The 15,955-nt window shown below is 71.9% G+C and carries 15 protein-coding genes and 2 pseudogenes; 6 read left to right on the top strand and 11 right to left on the bottom strand.

All coding sequences use genetic code 11. The annotated features are described in order from the left end of the window. Positions 1 to 9 precede the first annotated feature (9 nt). Positions 10 to 1,173, top strand: coding sequence for a M6 family metalloprotease domain-containing protein (locus ACH4E7_RS28205; RefSeq protein ID WP_396251862.1), 1,164 nt, complete (start codon positions 10 to 12; stop codon positions 1,171 to 1,173). Positions 1,174 to 1,456: 283 nt separating this feature from the next. After that, complete coding sequence (locus ACH4E7_RS28200; protein ID WP_396251861.1) at positions 1,457 to 2,674, top strand: M6 family metalloprotease domain-containing protein; 1,218 nt, start codon at positions 1,457 to 1,459, stop codon at positions 2,672 to 2,674. Positions 2,675 to 2,699: 25 nt separating this feature from the next. Here the strand turns inward: ACH4E7_RS28200 and ACH4E7_RS28195 are convergent, their stop codons facing one another. Then, positions 2,700 to 3,659 carry a LysR family transcriptional regulator gene (locus ACH4E7_RS28195; RefSeq protein ID WP_396251860.1) on the bottom strand — a complete coding sequence of 320 codons (960 nt, stop codon included), beginning with the start codon at positions 3,657 to 3,659 and terminating at the stop codon, positions 2,700 to 2,702. Positions 3,660 to 4,061: 402 nt separating this feature from the next. Between ACH4E7_RS28195 and ACH4E7_RS28190 the strand changes: the two genes are divergently transcribed. Both ACH4E7_RS28190 and ACH4E7_RS28185 read left to right on the top strand, forming a co-directional pair. Then, positions 4,062 to 5,480 carry an APC family permease gene (locus ACH4E7_RS28190; protein ID WP_396251859.1) on the top strand — a complete coding sequence of 473 codons (1,419 nt, stop codon included), beginning with the start codon at positions 4,062 to 4,064 and terminating at the stop codon, positions 5,478 to 5,480. A 36-nt stretch (positions 5,481 to 5,516) separates the two neighbouring features. After that, positions 5,517 to 7,154 (top strand): amidohydrolase, encoded by a 1,638-nt coding sequence (locus ACH4E7_RS28185; RefSeq protein ID WP_396251858.1) that lies wholly within the window; start codon positions 5,517 to 5,519, stop codon positions 7,152 to 7,154. A gap of 103 nt (positions 7,155 to 7,257) precedes the next feature. Here ACH4E7_RS28185 and ACH4E7_RS28180 read toward each other — a convergent pair. Continuing rightward, positions 7,258 to 7,837, bottom strand: a pseudogene (locus ACH4E7_RS28180) (FAD-dependent oxidoreductase); the annotation flags it as partial. A gap of 152 nt (positions 7,838 to 7,989) precedes the next feature. Here ACH4E7_RS28180 and ACH4E7_RS28175 point away from each other — a divergent pair. Continuing rightward, positions 7,990 to 8,457 (top strand): annotated as a pseudogene (locus ACH4E7_RS28175) (class II fructose-bisphosphate aldolase); the annotation flags it as partial. A gap of 68 nt (positions 8,458 to 8,525) precedes the next feature. Here ACH4E7_RS28175 and nagA read toward each other — a convergent pair. Next, positions 8,526 to 9,713 (bottom strand): N-acetylglucosamine-6-phosphate deacetylase, encoded by a 1,188-nt coding sequence (gene nagA / locus ACH4E7_RS28170; RefSeq protein WP_396251937.1) that lies wholly within the window; start codon positions 9,711 to 9,713, stop codon positions 8,526 to 8,528. Between the two features lie 73 nt (positions 9,714 to 9,786). On the opposite strand from nagA, the gene ACH4E7_RS28165 reads away from it, so the two are divergent. Continuing rightward, positions 9,787 to 9,927: an alpha/beta hydrolase family protein gene (locus tag ACH4E7_RS28165; protein ID WP_396251857.1), complete on the top strand. Its 141-nt coding sequence runs from the start codon at positions 9,787 to 9,789 to the stop codon at positions 9,925 to 9,927. Between the two features lie 6 nt (positions 9,928 to 9,933). Here ACH4E7_RS28165 and ACH4E7_RS28160 read toward each other — a convergent pair whose 3' ends face one another. The 8 genes from ACH4E7_RS28160 to ACH4E7_RS28125 all read right to left on the bottom strand — a co-directional run bounded on the left by ACH4E7_RS28160 (position 9,934) and on the right by ACH4E7_RS28125 (position 15,923). Further along, the gene (locus tag ACH4E7_RS28160; protein ID WP_396251856.1) at positions 9,934 to 10,353 is read right to left on the bottom strand and encodes an arsenate reductase ArsC; all 420 of its coding nucleotides are present in this window, start codon (positions 10,351 to 10,353) and stop codon (positions 9,934 to 9,936) included. A 43-nt stretch (positions 10,354 to 10,396) separates the two neighbouring features. Then, a complete protein-coding gene (locus ACH4E7_RS28155) occupies positions 10,397 to 11,143 on the bottom strand; it encodes an aquaporin (protein WP_396251855.1) in 747 nt (248 codons plus the stop codon). Further along, on the bottom strand, positions 11,140 to 11,520 hold the full coding sequence (locus tag ACH4E7_RS28150; protein ID WP_396251854.1) for an ArsR/SmtB family transcription factor: 381 nt from the start codon (positions 11,518 to 11,520) through the stop codon (positions 11,140 to 11,142). Before ACH4E7_RS28150 ends, ACH4E7_RS28155 begins: the two co-directional genes overlap by 4 nt. A 255-nt stretch (positions 11,521 to 11,775) precedes the next feature. After that, on the bottom strand, positions 11,776 to 12,060 hold the full coding sequence (locus tag ACH4E7_RS28145) for a hypothetical protein (protein ID WP_396251853.1): 285 nt from the start codon (positions 12,058 to 12,060) through the stop codon (positions 11,776 to 11,778). An 11-nt stretch (positions 12,061 to 12,071) separates the two neighbouring features. Further along, positions 12,072 to 12,509 (bottom strand): hypothetical protein, encoded by a 438-nt coding sequence (locus ACH4E7_RS28140; RefSeq protein WP_396251852.1) that lies wholly within the window; start codon positions 12,507 to 12,509, stop codon positions 12,072 to 12,074. Positions 12,510 to 12,658: 149 nt separating this feature from the next. Beyond that, complete coding sequence (locus ACH4E7_RS28135; RefSeq protein WP_396251851.1) at positions 12,659 to 14,176, bottom strand: sensor histidine kinase; 1,518 nt, start codon at positions 14,174 to 14,176, stop codon at positions 12,659 to 12,661. After that, complete coding sequence (locus ACH4E7_RS28130; RefSeq protein ID WP_396251850.1) at positions 14,173 to 14,910, bottom strand: response regulator transcription factor; 738 nt, start codon at positions 14,908 to 14,910, stop codon at positions 14,173 to 14,175. Before ACH4E7_RS28130 ends, ACH4E7_RS28135 begins: the two co-directional genes overlap by 4 nt. 533 nt (positions 14,911 to 15,443) lie before the next feature. Further along, positions 15,444 to 15,923 carry a hypothetical protein gene (locus ACH4E7_RS28125; RefSeq protein ID WP_396251849.1) on the bottom strand — a complete coding sequence of 160 codons (480 nt, stop codon included), beginning with the start codon at positions 15,921 to 15,923 and terminating at the stop codon, positions 15,444 to 15,446. Between the last annotated feature and the right edge of the window lie 32 nt (positions 15,924 to 15,955).

Raw genomic sequence — 15,955 nt, 5'->3', positions numbered from 1 at the left:
AACAGAGAGATGAGACTCAGATCCCTTGCCGCCGTACTGGCGGCGGCCTTGCCGCTGGTCGCCGCGACCCCGGCCCTCGCGGACACCGCCGCGGCGGCCTCCGCCTGCGCCCTGCCCGGGAAGACGGGCTGGACGGACGAGGGGCGGAGCACCGACTACACCCAGTTCCAGCAGCCGCTGGGCACCAAGCACGTGCTGATGCTCTTCGTCGACTTCCCCGACGCACCGGCGACCGGCTCCCTCGACGGCTACTACCGCCAACTCGCCCCCGCCCAGGAGTGGATGAAGCAGGACTCCTACGGGCGGCTGCGTCTGGACATCGACCCGCTGAAGCGCTGGATCCACATGCCGCAGGCGTCCTCCTCCTACGGCTTCCAGCGCGGCATCACGTTCGAGGCGCACGAGGCGTACGTGAAGCAGGCCGTCGAGGCCGCCGAGCCGTACACGGACTTCTCGAAGTACGACATGTTCTACATCGTCCCGACCGCGTCCGCCTCGGCGATCAGCTTCTCACCCACCTACCTCTACGACCCGACCACCGCCGGGATCACCGCGAACGGCAAGCGGATCAAGTGGGCGGTCACCTTCGGCCAGGACATGTACCACTGGGGCTTCAAGGTCGCCGACCACGAGACCTCGCACACCTTCGGCCTGCCCGACCTCTACGGTTTCACCGGCACCGACTACCACCGCTACGTCGGCGGCTGGGACCTGATGGGCGACATCGCCGGCCCCGCACCGCAGCACATCGGCTGGGAGCGCTGGAAGTTCGGCTGGATCGACGACCGTCAGGTCGCCTGCCTGCCCACGTCCGGCAGCCGGACCGTCCACCTGAAGGCCGTCGAACGCCCCGGCGGAACCAAGATCGCCGTGGTCAGGACCAGCGACACGACGGCCTACGTCGCCGAGTCCCGCCGTGCAGTCGGCGCGGACAGCAAGGCCTGCTCCACCGGCGTGCTCGTCTACAAGGTCGACACCTCCACCCAGACCGGCTACGGACCCGTCCAAGTGATCAACGGCGATCCGGGCGCCACCGCACCGACCGGTTGCACCGTCCTCGACATGGCCGCCTACCAGCCCGGCCAGTCCTTCAGCGACCCCGCCACGGGAGTCACGATCGACGTGCTGCGCCGCGGGCCGCTGGCAGACACTATCAAGATCACCAAGCAGTAGAGCCGGCGTGATCATCCATCAGCTCGCGTCGTGAAGCTGCTGGGCGAGCCCCGGCAGCAGCTCCGCTCCGCCGGAAGAGGGGTCACCGCATTCATAACGCGACGTGATGGAGAGCCGGGAGCTACCGAAGCTACCGATCGATCCGCACGATAACCTGCACGCGCTTCCCGCACGGCGGCAGTCGCCGACCGTACGCGGGCCGCTCAGGGAACCCGGCCGGCGCCGCCCGCGAGGGCGCAGCCGGCCGGGTTCACAACCCGGACCGATCTCCACGGAGGCTTCCATGGATCCCTCAGTCAGACCCCGGCGCTCGCTGCCGGCGGCGCTCGTCCTCGTCCTGTCCGCGCTGCTCGCCCTGGTGGTCGTCCCCGCCCAGCCCGCCCACGCGTACAACGGCAGCGCCTCCGCGTGTGCTCTGCAAGGCATGACCGGATACACCGACGAGGGTCAGCAGACCGACTACACCCGGTTCCAGAACCCGATCGGCACCAAGCGCATCGGCCTGGTCTACGTGGACTTCCCCGACGCCGTCGGCACCGCCCTGCCCCTCACGTCGTACTACGACACGCTGAAGGGGGCCACGGACTGGATGTGGAACGCCTCCTACGGCCAGACCACGCTGGACATCCAGGTCCCGGACGCCGACTGGGTCCGCATGCCGAAGAACTCCACCGACTACGACTGGGAGCGCGGCTTCTCCTGGACCACGCACCAGGTCTACGTGCAGGACGCGCTCACCGCTGCGGCCAACGCCGGAGTCGACCTCTCCCAGTACGACATGTTCTACGTCGTGCCGACCGCCACCGCGACCGCGATCGGGCACTCCCCGACCTTCATCCAGGACCCGGCCAGCCCGACCTGGGTCTGGAACGCGCACACCAGCAGCTGGGTGCTGATCCACTGGGCGGTGACCTTCGGCCAGGACATGTGGACCTGGGGCTACAAGGTCGGCGACCACGAGACCAGTCACACCTTCGGCCTGCCCGATCTCTACGCCTTCAGCGGCGATCTCAACCAGTACGTCGGCGGCTGGGACCTCATGGGCAGGATCTCCGGCCCCGCCCCGCTCTACTTCGGCTGGGAGGCCTGGAAGTTCGGCTGGATCACCGACACCCAGGTGTCCTGTCTGGACACGGCGAACACGTACACCACCACCCTGACCGGGCTGGAGTACGGTGGCGACGGCTACCGGCTGGCGGTGGTCAAGACCAGCCCCACCACCGCCTATGTCGCCGAGTCCCGTAAGGCGGCCTACAACGACGCCAACGCCTGCGCCACCGGCGTCCTCATCTACAAGGTCGACACCTCCATCACCACCGGCAACGGGCCGATCCAGCTGGTCACCAATCCCAACGCCGCCGCACCCACCGGGAACTGCACCACGACGGACATGCAGACCTGGCAACCCGGCCAGTGGTTCCAGGACGACACCGCCCGCATCCGGATCTACGTGAACGCCTCGGACACGTCCACCGACACGGTCTGGACCTACAAGTGGTGACCGCGTGGCACCGGGACGTTTCCGATCAACGGGCGGTGCGGCGCCCGGTGCGTTCGAGCCAGCCCTGGTAGACCGTGCTGCGGGCGCACGCCGCCTGGTACGCCTCGATGACGTTCCGCACGAGCGAGGGGCCCAACGGTTCCAGCGGTCCCTCCTCGTGCCAGGCGAGCAAATGCCGGTACCAGAGCGGATTCCCGGCGATCGGGCGTACGGCGATGCCGGGCATCTCCTCGAACGTGGCCTGGCAGAAGCTCACCGCGTGGCCGTTGCGGACGATGTCCAGGAGGAGCCGACCTTCCGCCTCGTGGACGACGCGCATGCGATGGCCCAGTATGAGCAGGGTCCTGGACCAGTACTCCCGGATCCGATCGTTGTCCGGACGAGGAGCGGCCCAGTCCTCGGCCTCGAGGTCCTCCAGTCCGACCTCCTCCAGCGCCGCCAGCGGATGGGCTGCGGGCAGTGCCACGAAGAGCGGTTCGGTGGCGATGGGCTCGACGGCAACTCCTGGGGGGATCGCCAGCTCGTAGCCGGGGCTGTCGCCCACCACAGCCGCTTCGAGACGGCCGCCCGCGACGTCCTCGACGAGGGGGACGGGGCATCCCTGGCCCCGCGAACTGATCTCGGCCTCCGGATGATGCGACCTGATCGCCGTGATCAACCCGCCGAGCAGGGGAGCGTTGACGGAGCCGAGCCGGAAACGGTGCGGCGAACAGCCGTTCTGAGCGGCGAGAGCGGATGCCTCCAGCAACTCGTCGACGGTCGGCAGCACCGCCCGTGCCCGGCCGAGGACCACTTCCCCGAACGCGGTCGGAACGACACCCGACTGCGCGCGGGTGAACAGCTCACCACCGAGCATCCGTTCGATCCGCGTCAACTGGGCACTGAGGCCGGGCTGGGTCAGCCGCAACGACGCGGCGGCCCGCGTCAGACTGCCGCTGTCCGCGATGCTGCAGATGATCCGGAGGTGCCGGAGTTCGAGCTCCATGGCGAGATGGTATGGAGATCAGGCCCACATCAATAGGGGTGCGTCGGTAACGACCCGGCCGTCGAACCGGCGGACCGACCAGCGTTCTCGCTCACCGGGGCGACTGCCGGCGGCTCGCCGACCCGCCCGGTCGCGGGGAGCGATCCCGCCAGGGCCTTCCGTGTGGCGATCCCGAGCCGACCGCCGAGGAACCGGCCGGCCTCGGGCCCTGGCGAGCGGGAGCGAGGCAGAGCTCGCGACGCTTATGACAACAGCATTGACGTGTAAGGGTGCCGCCGGTTTCATGGCTCGCACTTCCCCCCCACCCCACCCCCGCACCCCCACGAGCAAGGCGGTGATCCGTTGGCATCCACGGTGAAGGACACGGGCAGCGGTCCGAGAACGGGCGCGAGCCACGGCGCCATGCACAAGTCCATCGGCCTGCTGGACGGAGCGGTGATCGCCGCCTCCAGTACGGCCGCCACCAGCAGCATCGGCATCGGCCTGGGCCTGATGGCCGGGGTCGTCGGCCTGCACCTGCCCGCGATCATGCTGCTGGCCTTCCTGCCCGTGCTCGCCATCGCGGGCGGCTACGGGCGGCTGAACGCCGTCGAGCCCGACGCCGGCAGCAGCTACCGCTGGGTAGGCCGGACGCTCAGCCCCTGGCTGGGCTTCCTCACCGGCTGGGTGAACACCGTCGGCACGGTGGTCTTCATGGCCTACACCACCACCGTCACCGGCTCGGCGATCATCCAGCTCCTCGACCAGGCCCACCTGCGCAGCATCGCCGGCCTGCGACTGGACGCCGACTCCACCGTCCAGTGCACCCTGCTCGGCCTCGCCGTCCTGATCGGCGCCGCACTCGTCGCCGTACGCGGCCTCGACCTCGCCGCCCGCCTGCAGAAGGCGCTGCTGGTCTTCGAGTACGCGGTGCTGCTCGGCTTCTGCGGCTACGGGCTGTTCGCCGGCGACCAGCCGTTCTCCCTCCAGTGGTACAACCCCCTCGACATCCCCTCCTTCGGCGCGGTGGCCCAGGGCATGGTGCTGGCGGTGTTCTGCTACTGGGGCTTCGAGTCGGTGTTCAGCGTCGGCGAGGAGGTGCGCGACCCGCGCGACGCCTCCCGCGGCGGCTTCCTCGCCCTGGTGGTGATGCTGCTGCTCTTCCTGCTGGCCGGCACCGCCTTCCAACGGGTGCTCCCGCTCGACGAGCTGGCCGACAACGGCGCACACGGACTGACCTACTTCGGCACCAGGCTCGCCCACCAGCCGCTGGCCGCACTGCCGTTGATCGCGCTGATGTTCTCCGCCGTGGCCTCCCTGCAGTCCTCGGTGATCCCGACCGCGCGCGGGATGTACGCGATGGGCCGCGACGGCGTGCTCGGCCCGGTCTGGACCCGCCTGCACCGCACACACACCACCCCTGCCGTCGGCACCCTGCTGATCACCGGCATCGCGGTCCTCCTCGCCCTCGCCTCGATCGCCATCCCCACCGTCAACGACCTCATCTCGGCCGCCGTCAACGCGATCGGCATCATCGTCGCGCTCTACTACGCGCTCACCGCCGTCGCGGCCGCCGTCCGCTTCCGCCACCTGCTGCGCACCGACCCGCTCCAGGGACTGCGCGCGGTGGTCGGCCCGCTGCTCGGCGCGGCCGCCCTGCTCGCCGTCGGCGGCTACCTCGCCTGGACCTTCTACGACTCCACCGACCACTTCGAACTCGCCGCCGACAACGGCTGGTTCGAGCTGACCGTGGTGGTGGCGATGGTCGTCACCGGACTCCCGTCGGCGGCCTGGGCCCGCTGGCGGCGGCGCTCACCGTACTTCCTCGACCCGACCGCCTGACCCACCCCAGCACGACCCGAGAACGGAGCACCACCCATGACCAAGGCCGATCTGGTCCTCACCCGCGGCCCCGTCCACACCGGCGACGCCGCCCGCACCCGGGCGAGCAGCCTGGCCGTGGCCGGCGAGCGGATCACCGCCGTCGGGCACGACGAGGTCCGCGAGCTGATCGGACCGAAGACCGAGGTCGTGGACCTGACCGGCAAGCTGCTGCTGCCGGGCTTCCAGGACGCCCACATCCACGCGGTGTACGGCGGCGTCGAGTTGGCCGCCTGCGACCTCACCGGCACGGTCGGCGTCACCGAGTACCTGGAGCGCATCCGCGCCTACGCCGAGGCCAACCCCGGCCAGGAGTGGATCACCGGCAGCGGCTGGTCGCTGGAGAGCTTCGACGGCGGACTGCCGACCCGGCAGCTGCTCGACTCCGTCGTCCCGGACCGCCCGGTCTACCTCACCAACCGCGACCACCACGGCGCCTGGGCCAACACCCGCGCCCTGGAACTGGCCGGCCTCACCCGCGACACCCCCGACCCGGCGGACGGCCGGATCGAACGCGAGCCCGACGGCACCCCGGCCGGCACCCTCCAGGAAGGAGCCACCAGCCTGGTCGCCCGACTGGTGCCGGCCACCACCACCGCGCAGCGCCTGGACGGCCTGCTGCGGGCCCAGCGCCTGCTGCACTCGCTCGGCATCACCGGCTGGCAGGACGCGCTGCTCGGCGTCTTCAACGGCCAGCCGGACCCCTCCGACGCCTACCTGGCCGCCGCCCGCTCCGGCGCGCTGACCGCCCGCGTGAGCGGCGCGCTCTGGTGGGACCGCGACCGGGGCGCCGAACAGATCCCCGAACTGGTCCGGCGCCGAACCGAGTTGAGCCACGGCCGGTTCCGGGCCGGCTCGGTGAAGATCATGCAGGACGGCATCGCGGAGAACTTCACCGCCGCGATGACCAGCCCCTACCTGGACGGCTGCGGCTGCGCCACCGGCAACTCGGGCCTCAGCTTCGTCGATCCGACCGCACTGCGCGGATACGTCACCGAACTGGACGCGCTCGGCTTCCAGGTGCACTTCCACGCCCTCGGCGACCGCGCGGTGCGCGAGGCCCTGGACGCCGTCGAGGCCGCCCGCACCGCCAACGGCCGGCGCGACACCCGCCACCACCTCGCCCACCTCCAGGTGGTCCACCCGGACGACCTCCGGCGCTTCGCCCGGCTCGGCGCGATCGCCAACATCCAGCCGCTGTGGGCCGCGCACGAACCCCAGATGGACGAGCTGACCATCCCCTTCCTCGGCCCCGAACGCGCCGCCTGGCAGTACCCGTTCGGCGCGCTCCAGCGCGCGGGCGCCACCCTGGCGGCGGGCAGCGACTGGCCGGTGAGCAGCCCGGACCCGCTGGCCGGCCTGCACGTCGCGGTCAACCGGATGGAGCCGGAGGCCGTCGACGGCCGGGTCTTCCTGCCCGAGCAGCGCCTCGACCTCGCCTCCGCCCTCGCCGCCTACACCGCCGGTGCCGCGCATGTGAACGGCCACGACGACGCGGGCACGCTGGCCGTCGGGCAGCTCGCCGACCTGGTCGTCCTCGACCGGGACATCCTCACCGGGCCCCCGGAGGAGATCGCCCGGGCCCGGGTGCTGCGGACGTACGTGGGCGGTGAGTTGGTCCACGCGGCCGACTGAACGCGGCGGACTGAATGCGGCGCAGGCCGCCGTCGCCGGGCGCGGGGGCTCGGCGACGGCGGCCTGCGGCGGGTGCGGGTGCGGGTGCCAGGCGGCCCGGGTGTCAGCTGTCGAAGCCCAGGCCGAAACGGTCCAGCGTGCGCAGCCACAGGTTGCGCCGCCCGGCGTCGGCGTCGGCGTCGGCGCGGGTGAGGGCCCATTGGGTGATGCCGATGCCGATCGAGCGGGCGGGCTCGGGTGGGAAGGGCAGCGGCTTGCGGCGGACGAGTTCCAGGGCGGTGTGCTCGGTGCGGGCGCCGTTCAGGAGGTCGAGCATGACCTCGGCGCCGAAGCGGGTGGCGCCGACCCCCAGGCCGGTGAACCCGGCGGCGTAGGCGACCCGGCCGTCGTGGGAGAGGTCGAAGAAGGCGCTGAACCGGGTGCAGGTGTCGTTCGCGCCGCCCCAGGCGTGGCTGAACCGCACACCCTCCAACTGGGGGAAGGTCTGGAAGAAGTGCGAAGGTCTCCGGACGCTGGTCACGCTCCGCCCGTACCCGGCTGCGGTACTGGTGGACGACGTCGTAGCCGCCGAAGAGGATGCGATTGTCGGCGGAGAGCCGGACGTAGTGGAAGTGGTTGGCGCTGTCGGCGAAGCCCTGGCGGCTGCGCCAGCCGACGGAGGTGAGCTGTTCCTCCGTCAGCGGTGCGGGCGGGTGAGGTCGTCGAAGGGGAGGGTGCCGAGAGCGGGTATCAGCTCCCGTTCGATGTGGGCGCGGTGGCGGGAGGTCGACGCGGACGGTGCCGCGCTGGCGGCAGGCCCCGACCTGGTCAAGCCGAACGCCGACGAACTCGCCGCCACGCGGCAGGAGTGTGGGTGGAGGCCGAACTCGGCGAGGTCGGCGGCAAGGACGGCGTGCACGCCCCCGGCGCCCCGACCGACCCCGCCGAGGCCGCCGCCTTCGTCGCCGCCACCGGCGTCGACGCCCTCGCCGTCGCCGTCGGCACCTCCCACGCCATGCTCACCCGCGACGCCGTCCTCGACTTCGACCTCATCGCCGAACTGCGCGGGGCCGTCCCCGTCCCGCTGGTCCTGCACGGCTCCTCCGGCGTGGCCGACGAACACCTGACCCGCGCCGTCGAACACGGCATGACCAAGGTCAACATCGCCACTCACCTCAACCAGGTCTTCACCGGCGCCGTCCGGCGAACCCTCGACGACAACCCGTCGCTCGTCGACACCCGCCGCTACCTCGGCTCCGGACGCGCGGCCATGGCGGCGGAGGTCACCCGCCTGCTGCGCGTCCTCAAGGCGCCGACGGCCTGAGGATGTTGACGAGTCGAGGTCCGTCCCGGGTGGGACGGGCCTCGCTGTCGTGCTGTTCGGGGCGCGGCTCAGGCTGGCTCGACCGGCGTGAGCTTTTCGCCGCCGAGGATCCACCGGCCGCGGCGCATGACGGCGACCAGGTCGTAGGTGCCGGAGTCGAGGACGACCAGGTCGGCGTTCTTGCCGGTTTCGAGGGAACCGATCGAGCCGCCGAGGCCGAGGAGCCGGGCGGGAGTCGTGCAGAGCGATTCGACGGCCTGGCCCAGCGTCAGGCCGTTGACGGTGATCGCGCGCTTGAACGCCACGTCCAGGGTCAGCGTCGATCCCGCGATGGAACTGCCGTCGGACAGCATCGCGACGCCGTCCCTGACCTCGACCTGGAGCGGGCCGAGCGGGTAGAGGCCGTCGCCCATGCCGGCGGCGCCCATGGCGTCGGTGATCAGGGCGACGCGGTTCGCGCCGGCGGTCCGGTAGGCGAGGTCGAGGACGGACGGGTGCAGGTGCACGCCGTCGTTGATCAGCTCGACGGTGACCCGCTCGTCCTCCAGCAGGGCCACCACCGGGCCGGGAGCGCGGTGGCCGATGCCGGGCATGCCGTTGAACAGGTGGGTGGCCACCGTCGCCCCGGCCTCGATCGCCGCCAGCGCGGTGGCGTAGTCGGAGTCGGTGTGGCCGACAGCAGCGATCACGCCGAGGTCGGCCAGCATCCGCACCGACTCCAGACCGCCCGGCAGTTCGGGGGCCAGAGTCACCATCTTCGCGTGACCCCGGGCGGCGTCGACCAACTCACGCACCAGCGACGGATCCGGGTCACGCAGCAGGTCCGGCCGGTGCGCACCGCACCGGTGGTGCGAGATGAACGGGCCCTCGAAGTGGATGCCTGCGAGCACACCCTCCTCGACCAGCTCGGACAGCATGGCCGCTTGGCGGGCGATGTCGTCGATCTCCCCGGTGACGGTGGAGGCCACCGTCGTCGTGGTGCCGTGTGCCAGGTGGGTCCGGGTCACCAGCAGCGCCTCCTCCGCGACACCGGAGGCGTAGGAGGCACCGCCGCCGCCGTGGACGTGCAGGTCCACGAAGCCGGGGACGACCGTGTAACCGGTCAGGTCCAGGTCGCCGGGCTCGGTCCCGCCTCCGCTCGTGCCGTCGGTGATGGCGGCGATGCGCTCGCCCTCGACGGCGATGCGGCCGTCCTCGACGACGCCGCCGGGCAGGACGAGTCGGGCGCCTGCCAGAGCGATGCGGTCCGCGACGATCACGACCTTCTCCATTGCTGCTTGAAGTTGCTTGAATCTAAGGAATTATAGTCACTTGTAAGCAATGGGTCCGGTGTGGCCCGAGGCTGAGAACGCCGCCGACGCCAGCCCGCTCCAGCTCGTGGGACCCGACGCCGCACCCGTACTCCTCATCCACGGAGCCGAGGACACCCTCGTCCCGGTCGACAACAGCGAGCGCCTCGCCGCCGCCTAGCCCGGCTCATGCGGCGGCCTCGATGCCGAGCTCGGCGAGCAGGCCGCGGATGCGCTGCTCGATTTCGTCGCGGATCGGGCGGACGGCGTCGACGCCCTGGCCGGCCGGGTCGTCCAGCTTCCAGTCGAGGTAGCGCTTGCCGGGGAAGTACGGGCAGGCGTCGCCGCAGCCCATGGTGATCACGACGTCGGACGCCTGGACGGCCTCCGCGGTCAGCACCTTCGGGGTTTCGGCGGAGACGTCGATGCCGACCTCGTTCATGGCCTCGACCACGGAGGGGTTCACGGTGTCGGCCGGGGCGGATCCGGCGGAGCGGACCTCGACCCGGTCGCCGCCGAGGCGGGCAAGGAAGGCGGCGGCCATCTGGGAGCGGCCGGCGTTGTGCACGCAGACGAACAGGACGGACGGGACGGTGGAGGTGCTCACGGCAGGGTGCCTTCTTGATCGTGCGGATGTGGGGGTGGAGCGGTCAGCGGTCGCTGGTGGCGAGCGGGTAGTCGGGCTGCAGGGCCGTCATGCCGGCGGCTGCCGGGGCCGGTCGGCCGAACAGGACGGTCACCAGGGTGAGGCCGATCGCCAGGCCGGTCAGTTGGGCGGCGATGAACGGAAGGACGGAGGCGGGGGCGATGCCGGCGAAGGTGTCGGTGAAGGTCCGGCCGATCGTGACCGCCGGGTTGGCGAAGCTGGTCGAGGAGGTGAACCAGTACGCGGCGCCGATGTAGGACGCGACGGCGACCGGTGCCAGGTGTGCGCGGCCGATCCGGCCGAGGCCGAGGATCAGCAGGACCAGGCCGGCGGTGGCGACGATCTCGCCCAGCCACAGGTGTGGCGCCGAGCGGTCGTGGGTGGACCAGCGCATGAGCGGTTCGCCGAACATCGCGTCCGCCAGCACTGCGCCGCCGATCGCCCCCATGACCTGGGCGGGCACGTAGGCGACGGCCTCGCGCAGGGTGGGGCCGTCGCCGGTGCGGCGGCCGGTCCACCAGGTGGCGAGGGTGACGGCCGGGTTGAAGTGCGCGCCGGAGACCGGGCCGAGCAGGGTGATCAGTACGCCGAGGCCGAAGACGGTGGCGAGGGAGTTGGCCAGCAGCTGCACCCCGACGTCCTGGGAGAGCTTGGTGGCCTGGATACCGGAGCCGACGACGACGGCGACCAGCGCGGCGGTGCCGGTGAACTCGACGGCGGCCCGGCGGGCGAGCGGTACCGGTTGCATCATCTGGAGGCCCCCTCGGCGACCGGGGCCTGGAGCAGGGAGGAGAGCTTGGCCAGGGCGGTGGGCAGCACCCAGTAGTAGACCCAGGTCCCGCGCCGCTCCGAACCGACCAGGCCGGCCTCGCGCAGCACCTTCAGGTGGTGGGAGATGGTCGGCTGGGAGACGTCGAACGGTCCGGTCAGGTCGCAGACGCACGCCTCGCCGCCCTCGTGCGAGGCGATCAGGGACAGCAGCCTCAGCCGCACCGGGTCCGAGAGTGCTTTGAACATCCGGGCCAGGTCGACGGCTGTCTCCTCGTCCAGCGGCTCGCGGACCATCGGTGAGCAGCACACGGCCGGCGCCTCGTCCTGGTCGAGCACCTTCAGCTCCAGATTCGACATGCGTCTATGTTGACGCCCATCTAATCCGGTGGCAACCTCGCCTGTATCGACGAGAGCAGGGACCGGATGCCCTCGGCCGGGTTGAGCTCGGGAGCATTTCCATCGGCATACCGCGACGATCGCAGAACGTCACTACCGCGGACACTGCGAGTTCAACCTGAGTAATCCCCCTCCGCCGCAGGCCCGTTGTCGGGCCAGGCGCGCCCGACGGCGCGTGGCGGAGGGGGATGAGGCACTCGGTCGGTCCCACAGGGTTCAGGGCGAGGGGGTGTCCGAGGGGTCCTGGGCGGCGTCCGATTCGGCGGCAGTGGCCGCGCTGTCGGCGGCGTCCACCTTCCGCTTCATCTCGCCGAGCTGGTCACCGCTGGCCGCGGTGGTGGCGGGCGCGGCGGCCGGCTGGGAGGCGGTGCCCGTCCCGCCCGTGTTCCCGCCGCATGCTGTCAGGGCGAGCGAGGCGAGCAGGACTGCGGCGGTGAGACCGGCGGCCCGCCGCAGCGAGCGAGCGGTGGCCGGACGTGCGGCCGCTGCGCGGGCGGTCATGGTGCGAGCGGTCACTGCGCGGTCGCGGTGCCGAGGCCCTGCGAGGAGCACCAGGTGGCCACGTCCTTCAAGTCGTTCTGCCGCTGGGTGAGCGTGGGCACCAGGCTCTTGCGGTAGGTCAGGCGGTCGTTGAGGTAGCTGTAGACGGCGGTGTGCCCGGCGGCCTTGGCGTTGTCCACCCGCTGCTCCAGACGGGCGACCGAGCCGACCTCGGTGTTCGGGCCGTTCAGGCGGTTCAGCGCGTTCTGGATCCGCTGCTCGGTCTTGGGCAGGCGCTTGCAGATGTCCTTCGCGCCGTCGCCCTTGGGCGCCGGCAGGGTCTTCGGGGTCACCGTGGCCACCGGGGTGGCGTTGGTGGTCGCCGCCTGGGCGGGGCCGGCGAACGCGAACAGGGTGCCGCCGAGGGCGAGAGCACCGGCCGCGGCGGCGGCCTTGCGGTAGGAGCGCATGGTGAGTCCTCCAGTTGCCAGGGGGTGGCAGATCCGGCCGGACCGTCGGGCGGCCCGGCTGAGCAGGACGGTAGAGGGCCTCTTTGTGGATTCCTTGTGAGCCGTGGACTCCTTGTGAGTCGCCGGGTCCGCGAGCCTCCGCCGCCCGCTCAGCCGCTCGCCCCCGTGGACCTGATCCAGTGGCGGCGGGTCGGCAGGGGCAGGGTCGGGGCGTCCGGGGCGACCAGGGGCAGGCGGATCTCGATGCGGCAGCCGCTACCGCTCGGCGGCTCGGTGACCGTGACCGTGCCCCGGTGCAGGGCCACCTGCTGGGCGACCAGGGTCAGTCCCAGACCCGAGCCGGGGCTGTCGCGGCGGCGGTGGAACCGGTCGAAGACCGCCGCGCGGTCCTCGACCGGGATGCCCGGCCCGTCGTCGTCCACGGTCAGGACTGCCTGTCCGGCCTCCCGGTGCAGCCCGAGCACGATCCGGGCCGGCAACCCCGGTCGGTGGCCGTGCACGGCTGCGTTGGCCAGCAGGTTGTCGCAGACGATCCGCAGCCCGGCCTCCCAGCCGTGCACCCGCAGCCCGCCGCCGTCCGGCCCGGTGAGGTCGGGAGCGGCCAAGGCGATGACCGCCAGCTCCGGCCGTCGTCGGCGAAGCTCGGCGACCGCCGCCGCGGCCGGCTCGGCCAGGTCCAGCGGTCCGAACGCCTCCTCCTCGACCAGGTCGCCGCGGGCCAGTGTGCGCAGCGCGGTCAGCAGGTCGAGCAGCCGTCGGTGGTCGTCGCGCAGGTCGGCGGTGATCTCCGCGCGGTCGCCCGGCGGCAGGTCGGGGTGCGCGCTGAGCACGTCCAGGTTGGTCTGCAGGCCCATCAGCGGGGTGCGCAGCTCGTGCGAGGCGGCGGCGGAGAACGAGCGGGCGGTCTCCAGCGCCTGCCCGGTGCGGGCGACCTGCTCGTCGTAGCGGGCCAGTGCGCTCTCCAGCGCGACTGCGAGCTCGTCCACCTCGCGGATCCCGCTGCGCCGGTGCCCGAAGCCGGCGGCGCCGGCGCGTGGGTCCAAGGCGGCGGCCCGGCGGCCGAGCCGGCTGAGCGGGGCGGTGGCGCGCCGGGCCAGGGCGTAGGCGAGCAGGCCGGAAACCGGTGCGGCCAGCACGGCGGCCCACAGGATCCGTCCGCGTACCGCGTCCACTTGCGGGTCCGTTGCGGACACCGGCGTCGCGACCCAGAGCGTGCCGGGGTCGGCGCCGGTCACCTGCCGGGCCAGCACCCGCCAGGCGCGGCCCTGTGCGTGCACGGTGACCGGGCCGCCGGTGTTCCCGTGAGCGGGCTGCGGCAGCACCGAGGCGGGGCCCGGCATCGGGCCGCCCTGGGTGACCTGGTTGCCGTTCGCGTCCGTCACCCGGATGCCGACGTCCAGCGCGTCGTCCAGCAGGTTGCGGCGCTGGTTCTGTTCGACCCGGAGCCGGCCCTGTTGCGTCGCGTTCAGCAGCGCCCGGGAGGCGGGCAGCACGGCGTCGGCGCGGTCGCGCAGCTTGGTGTCCTGCTGGGCGCGCAGGTCGTGGGTGACCAGGCCGAGCAGCAGCGCGCCCGTGCCCAGCACCAGCAGCGGGACGAGCAGCGCGGCGCCGATCGCGATCCGGGTGGCAAGGCTCATCGAGCGCAGGGCGGGGGTCGCGCCGGTCACTGGTCCGCCTCCGGCATCCGCAGCACGAAGCCGACGCCGCGCACGGTGTGGATCAGTCGGGGTCGGCCGCCCTCTTCCAGCTTGCGGCGCAGGTAGCTGACGAAGGTGTCGACGGCATCGGTGCGGACCTCGAAGTCGTAGCCCCAGACCCGGTCCAGCAACTGGTCGCGGGTCAGTACCAGGCCGGCGTTGCGGGCGAGGTACTCCAGCAGCTCGAACTCGCGGCGGGTCAGCCGCACCGGCCGGCCGTCCCGGCGCACCTCGCGGGTAGCGGGCTCGATCTCCAGCGGTCCGACCCGCAGCAGCTCGCCGCCCGGTCCGTCGAGTCGGCCGCCCGCACCCGCGCCGGCCGGCGGGCGGCGGCGCAGCAGGGCGTGCAGCCGCAGCACCAGTTCCTCCAGTGCGAACGGCTTGATCAGGTAGTCGTCCGCGCCCGCCTGCAGGCCGGCCACCCGGTCGGCCAGTTCGTCCAGTGCGGAGAGCATCAGCACGGGCGTGTCGACGCCCTGGTCGCGCAGTCGGCGGCAGACCTCGGTGCCGGTCAGGTCGGGCATCGAGACGTCGAGCACCAGCACGTCCGGCGGCTCGGTGGCTACCAGCTCCAGCGCCGCCCGCCCGCCGTCCGCCGAGCGCACGGTGAACCCGCTCAGCCGCAGGCCGCGCTCCAGCGACCGGCGGATCGTGTTGTCGTCGTCCACCACCAGCACCGTCCCGGTGCTGTCACCGACCGCCATCGGCCCTCTCCTCGCTGCCGCCCGGCCGTTTGCCGGGCCCCACGATGGCACGGGCTGATGAGAGTTTTCTCATCGAAGTCGGGGCCCGTGTGAGCGCGTGGGGTGGTGTCAGCGGGATGGGCGGCAGCGGGCTGGTCGAGGACGGATGGTCGCTGAGCTCGACTCTTCTCGGCTGGTGTGACGGGTCTTGGCTGTCGTGAGGTGAACAAGTGGCTGCCATGGCCGCGCCCACCGACGTCCGCCCCGGCTCGCCCGATGCGGCGGGATCGGGCGAGCACCGCATGGCCCTGCGACACCTCGCGCTGCTCCCTTCCGTCGGCCGTGGCCGACCGTCGCTGCCGGGCCGGACGGCACGGCACGGCGCCGGGCGGTTGCGCGGGTGCGATCGGCGTAGCACTGGCGCTGACCTGCGACGGGGAGTGTCAGGCCGGCCGACTCACCACCACGTCCGACGCGATTGCGCAGCCGATCGCAGTGCGGCACCGGCTGCGCAGTGGTGCCGGTTGTGACTGCGACCCTTGGCGCTTTGCATGTCACCACACCACAGCACGCTGGGGCGGCGTCGAAACGCCGGGGCCTGCGGCCGGTGTGGCGGACGCGGCCCACGGCAGCGCGTACCAGGAGAGCGTGGCGAGAACGGCTGCGCTCGGCAACTCGGCGACGTAGGCGAGTAGTTGCGCGAGTTGGTAGTCGGAGCCACGATGTGCCGACCACAGGTCGAAGAACGCGTCCAGGCCCAGCAGGACGGCGGTGGCCGAGGCCATCGGACTGGTGGCCGGGTGGCGGCGACGTACCAGCCGGGCCAGCAGGAACAGCGCCGCGACCTCCATGACGTCCAGCCACACCCAGGAGTTGGAGAGGTTTCGTGTGCCGAAGCGCCCCTTCACCGACATCGCGAGCACGACGATCCATGGCATCAGCAGGACACCCGCCGTATGGAACGCCATCGGCAGCCAGCGCCGGATTGCCGCCTCGCGGGCTGCGATCCGCCTCCGAAAGGTGTGCGTCGGCATCGTTGTGTGCCTTTTCCTTCGTGGTAGTTGGG

It is taken from the genome of Kitasatospora sp. NPDC018058, from assembly GCF_044327205.1.
Classification (GTDB): Bacteria; Actinomycetota; Actinomycetes; order Streptomycetales; family Streptomycetaceae; genus Kitasatospora.
The sequence above is the reverse complement of the archived record's forward strand: the minus strand, read 5'-3'. Positions and strand labels throughout refer to the sequence as shown.

Excerpts from the sequence above, each read along its gene's own strand:
- ACH4E7_RS28140 (WP_396251852.1), bottom strand. The coding sequence starts at position 12,509 with ATGCGCTCCTACCGCAAGGCCGCCGCCGCGGCCGGTGCTCTCGCCCTC.
- ACH4E7_RS28130 (WP_396251850.1), bottom strand. The coding sequence starts at position 14,910 with ATGGCGGTCGGTGACAGCACCGGGACGGTGCTGGTGGTGGACGACGAC.
- ACH4E7_RS28200 (WP_396251861.1), top strand. The coding sequence starts at position 1,457 with ATGGATCCCTCAGTCAGACCCCGGCGCTCGCTGCCGGCGGCGCTCGTC.
- ACH4E7_RS28155 (WP_396251855.1), bottom strand. The coding sequence starts at position 11,143 with ATGATGCAACCGGTACCGCTCGCCCGCCGGGCCGCCGTCGAGTTCACC.
- ACH4E7_RS28190 (WP_396251859.1), top strand. The coding sequence starts at position 4,062 with ATGCACAAGTCCATCGGCCTGCTGGACGGAGCGGTGATCGCCGCCTCC.
- ACH4E7_RS28195 (WP_396251860.1), bottom strand. The coding sequence starts at position 3,659 with ATGGAGCTCGAACTCCGGCACCTCCGGATCATCTGCAGCATCGCGGAC.
- ACH4E7_RS28125 (WP_396251849.1), bottom strand. The coding sequence starts at position 15,923 with ATGCCGACGCACACCTTTCGGAGGCGGATCGCAGCCCGCGAGGCGGCA.
- ACH4E7_RS28145 (WP_396251853.1), bottom strand. The coding sequence starts at position 12,060 with ATGACCGCCCGCGCAGCGGCCGCACGTCCGGCCACCGCTCGCTCGCTG.
- ACH4E7_RS28185 (WP_396251858.1), top strand. The coding sequence starts at position 5,517 with ATGACCAAGGCCGATCTGGTCCTCACCCGCGGCCCCGTCCACACCGGC.
- ACH4E7_RS28205 (WP_396251862.1), top strand. The coding sequence starts at position 10 with ATGAGACTCAGATCCCTTGCCGCCGTACTGGCGGCGGCCTTGCCGCTG.
- ACH4E7_RS28150 (WP_396251854.1), bottom strand. The coding sequence starts at position 11,520 with ATGTCGAATCTGGAGCTGAAGGTGCTCGACCAGGACGAGGCGCCGGCC.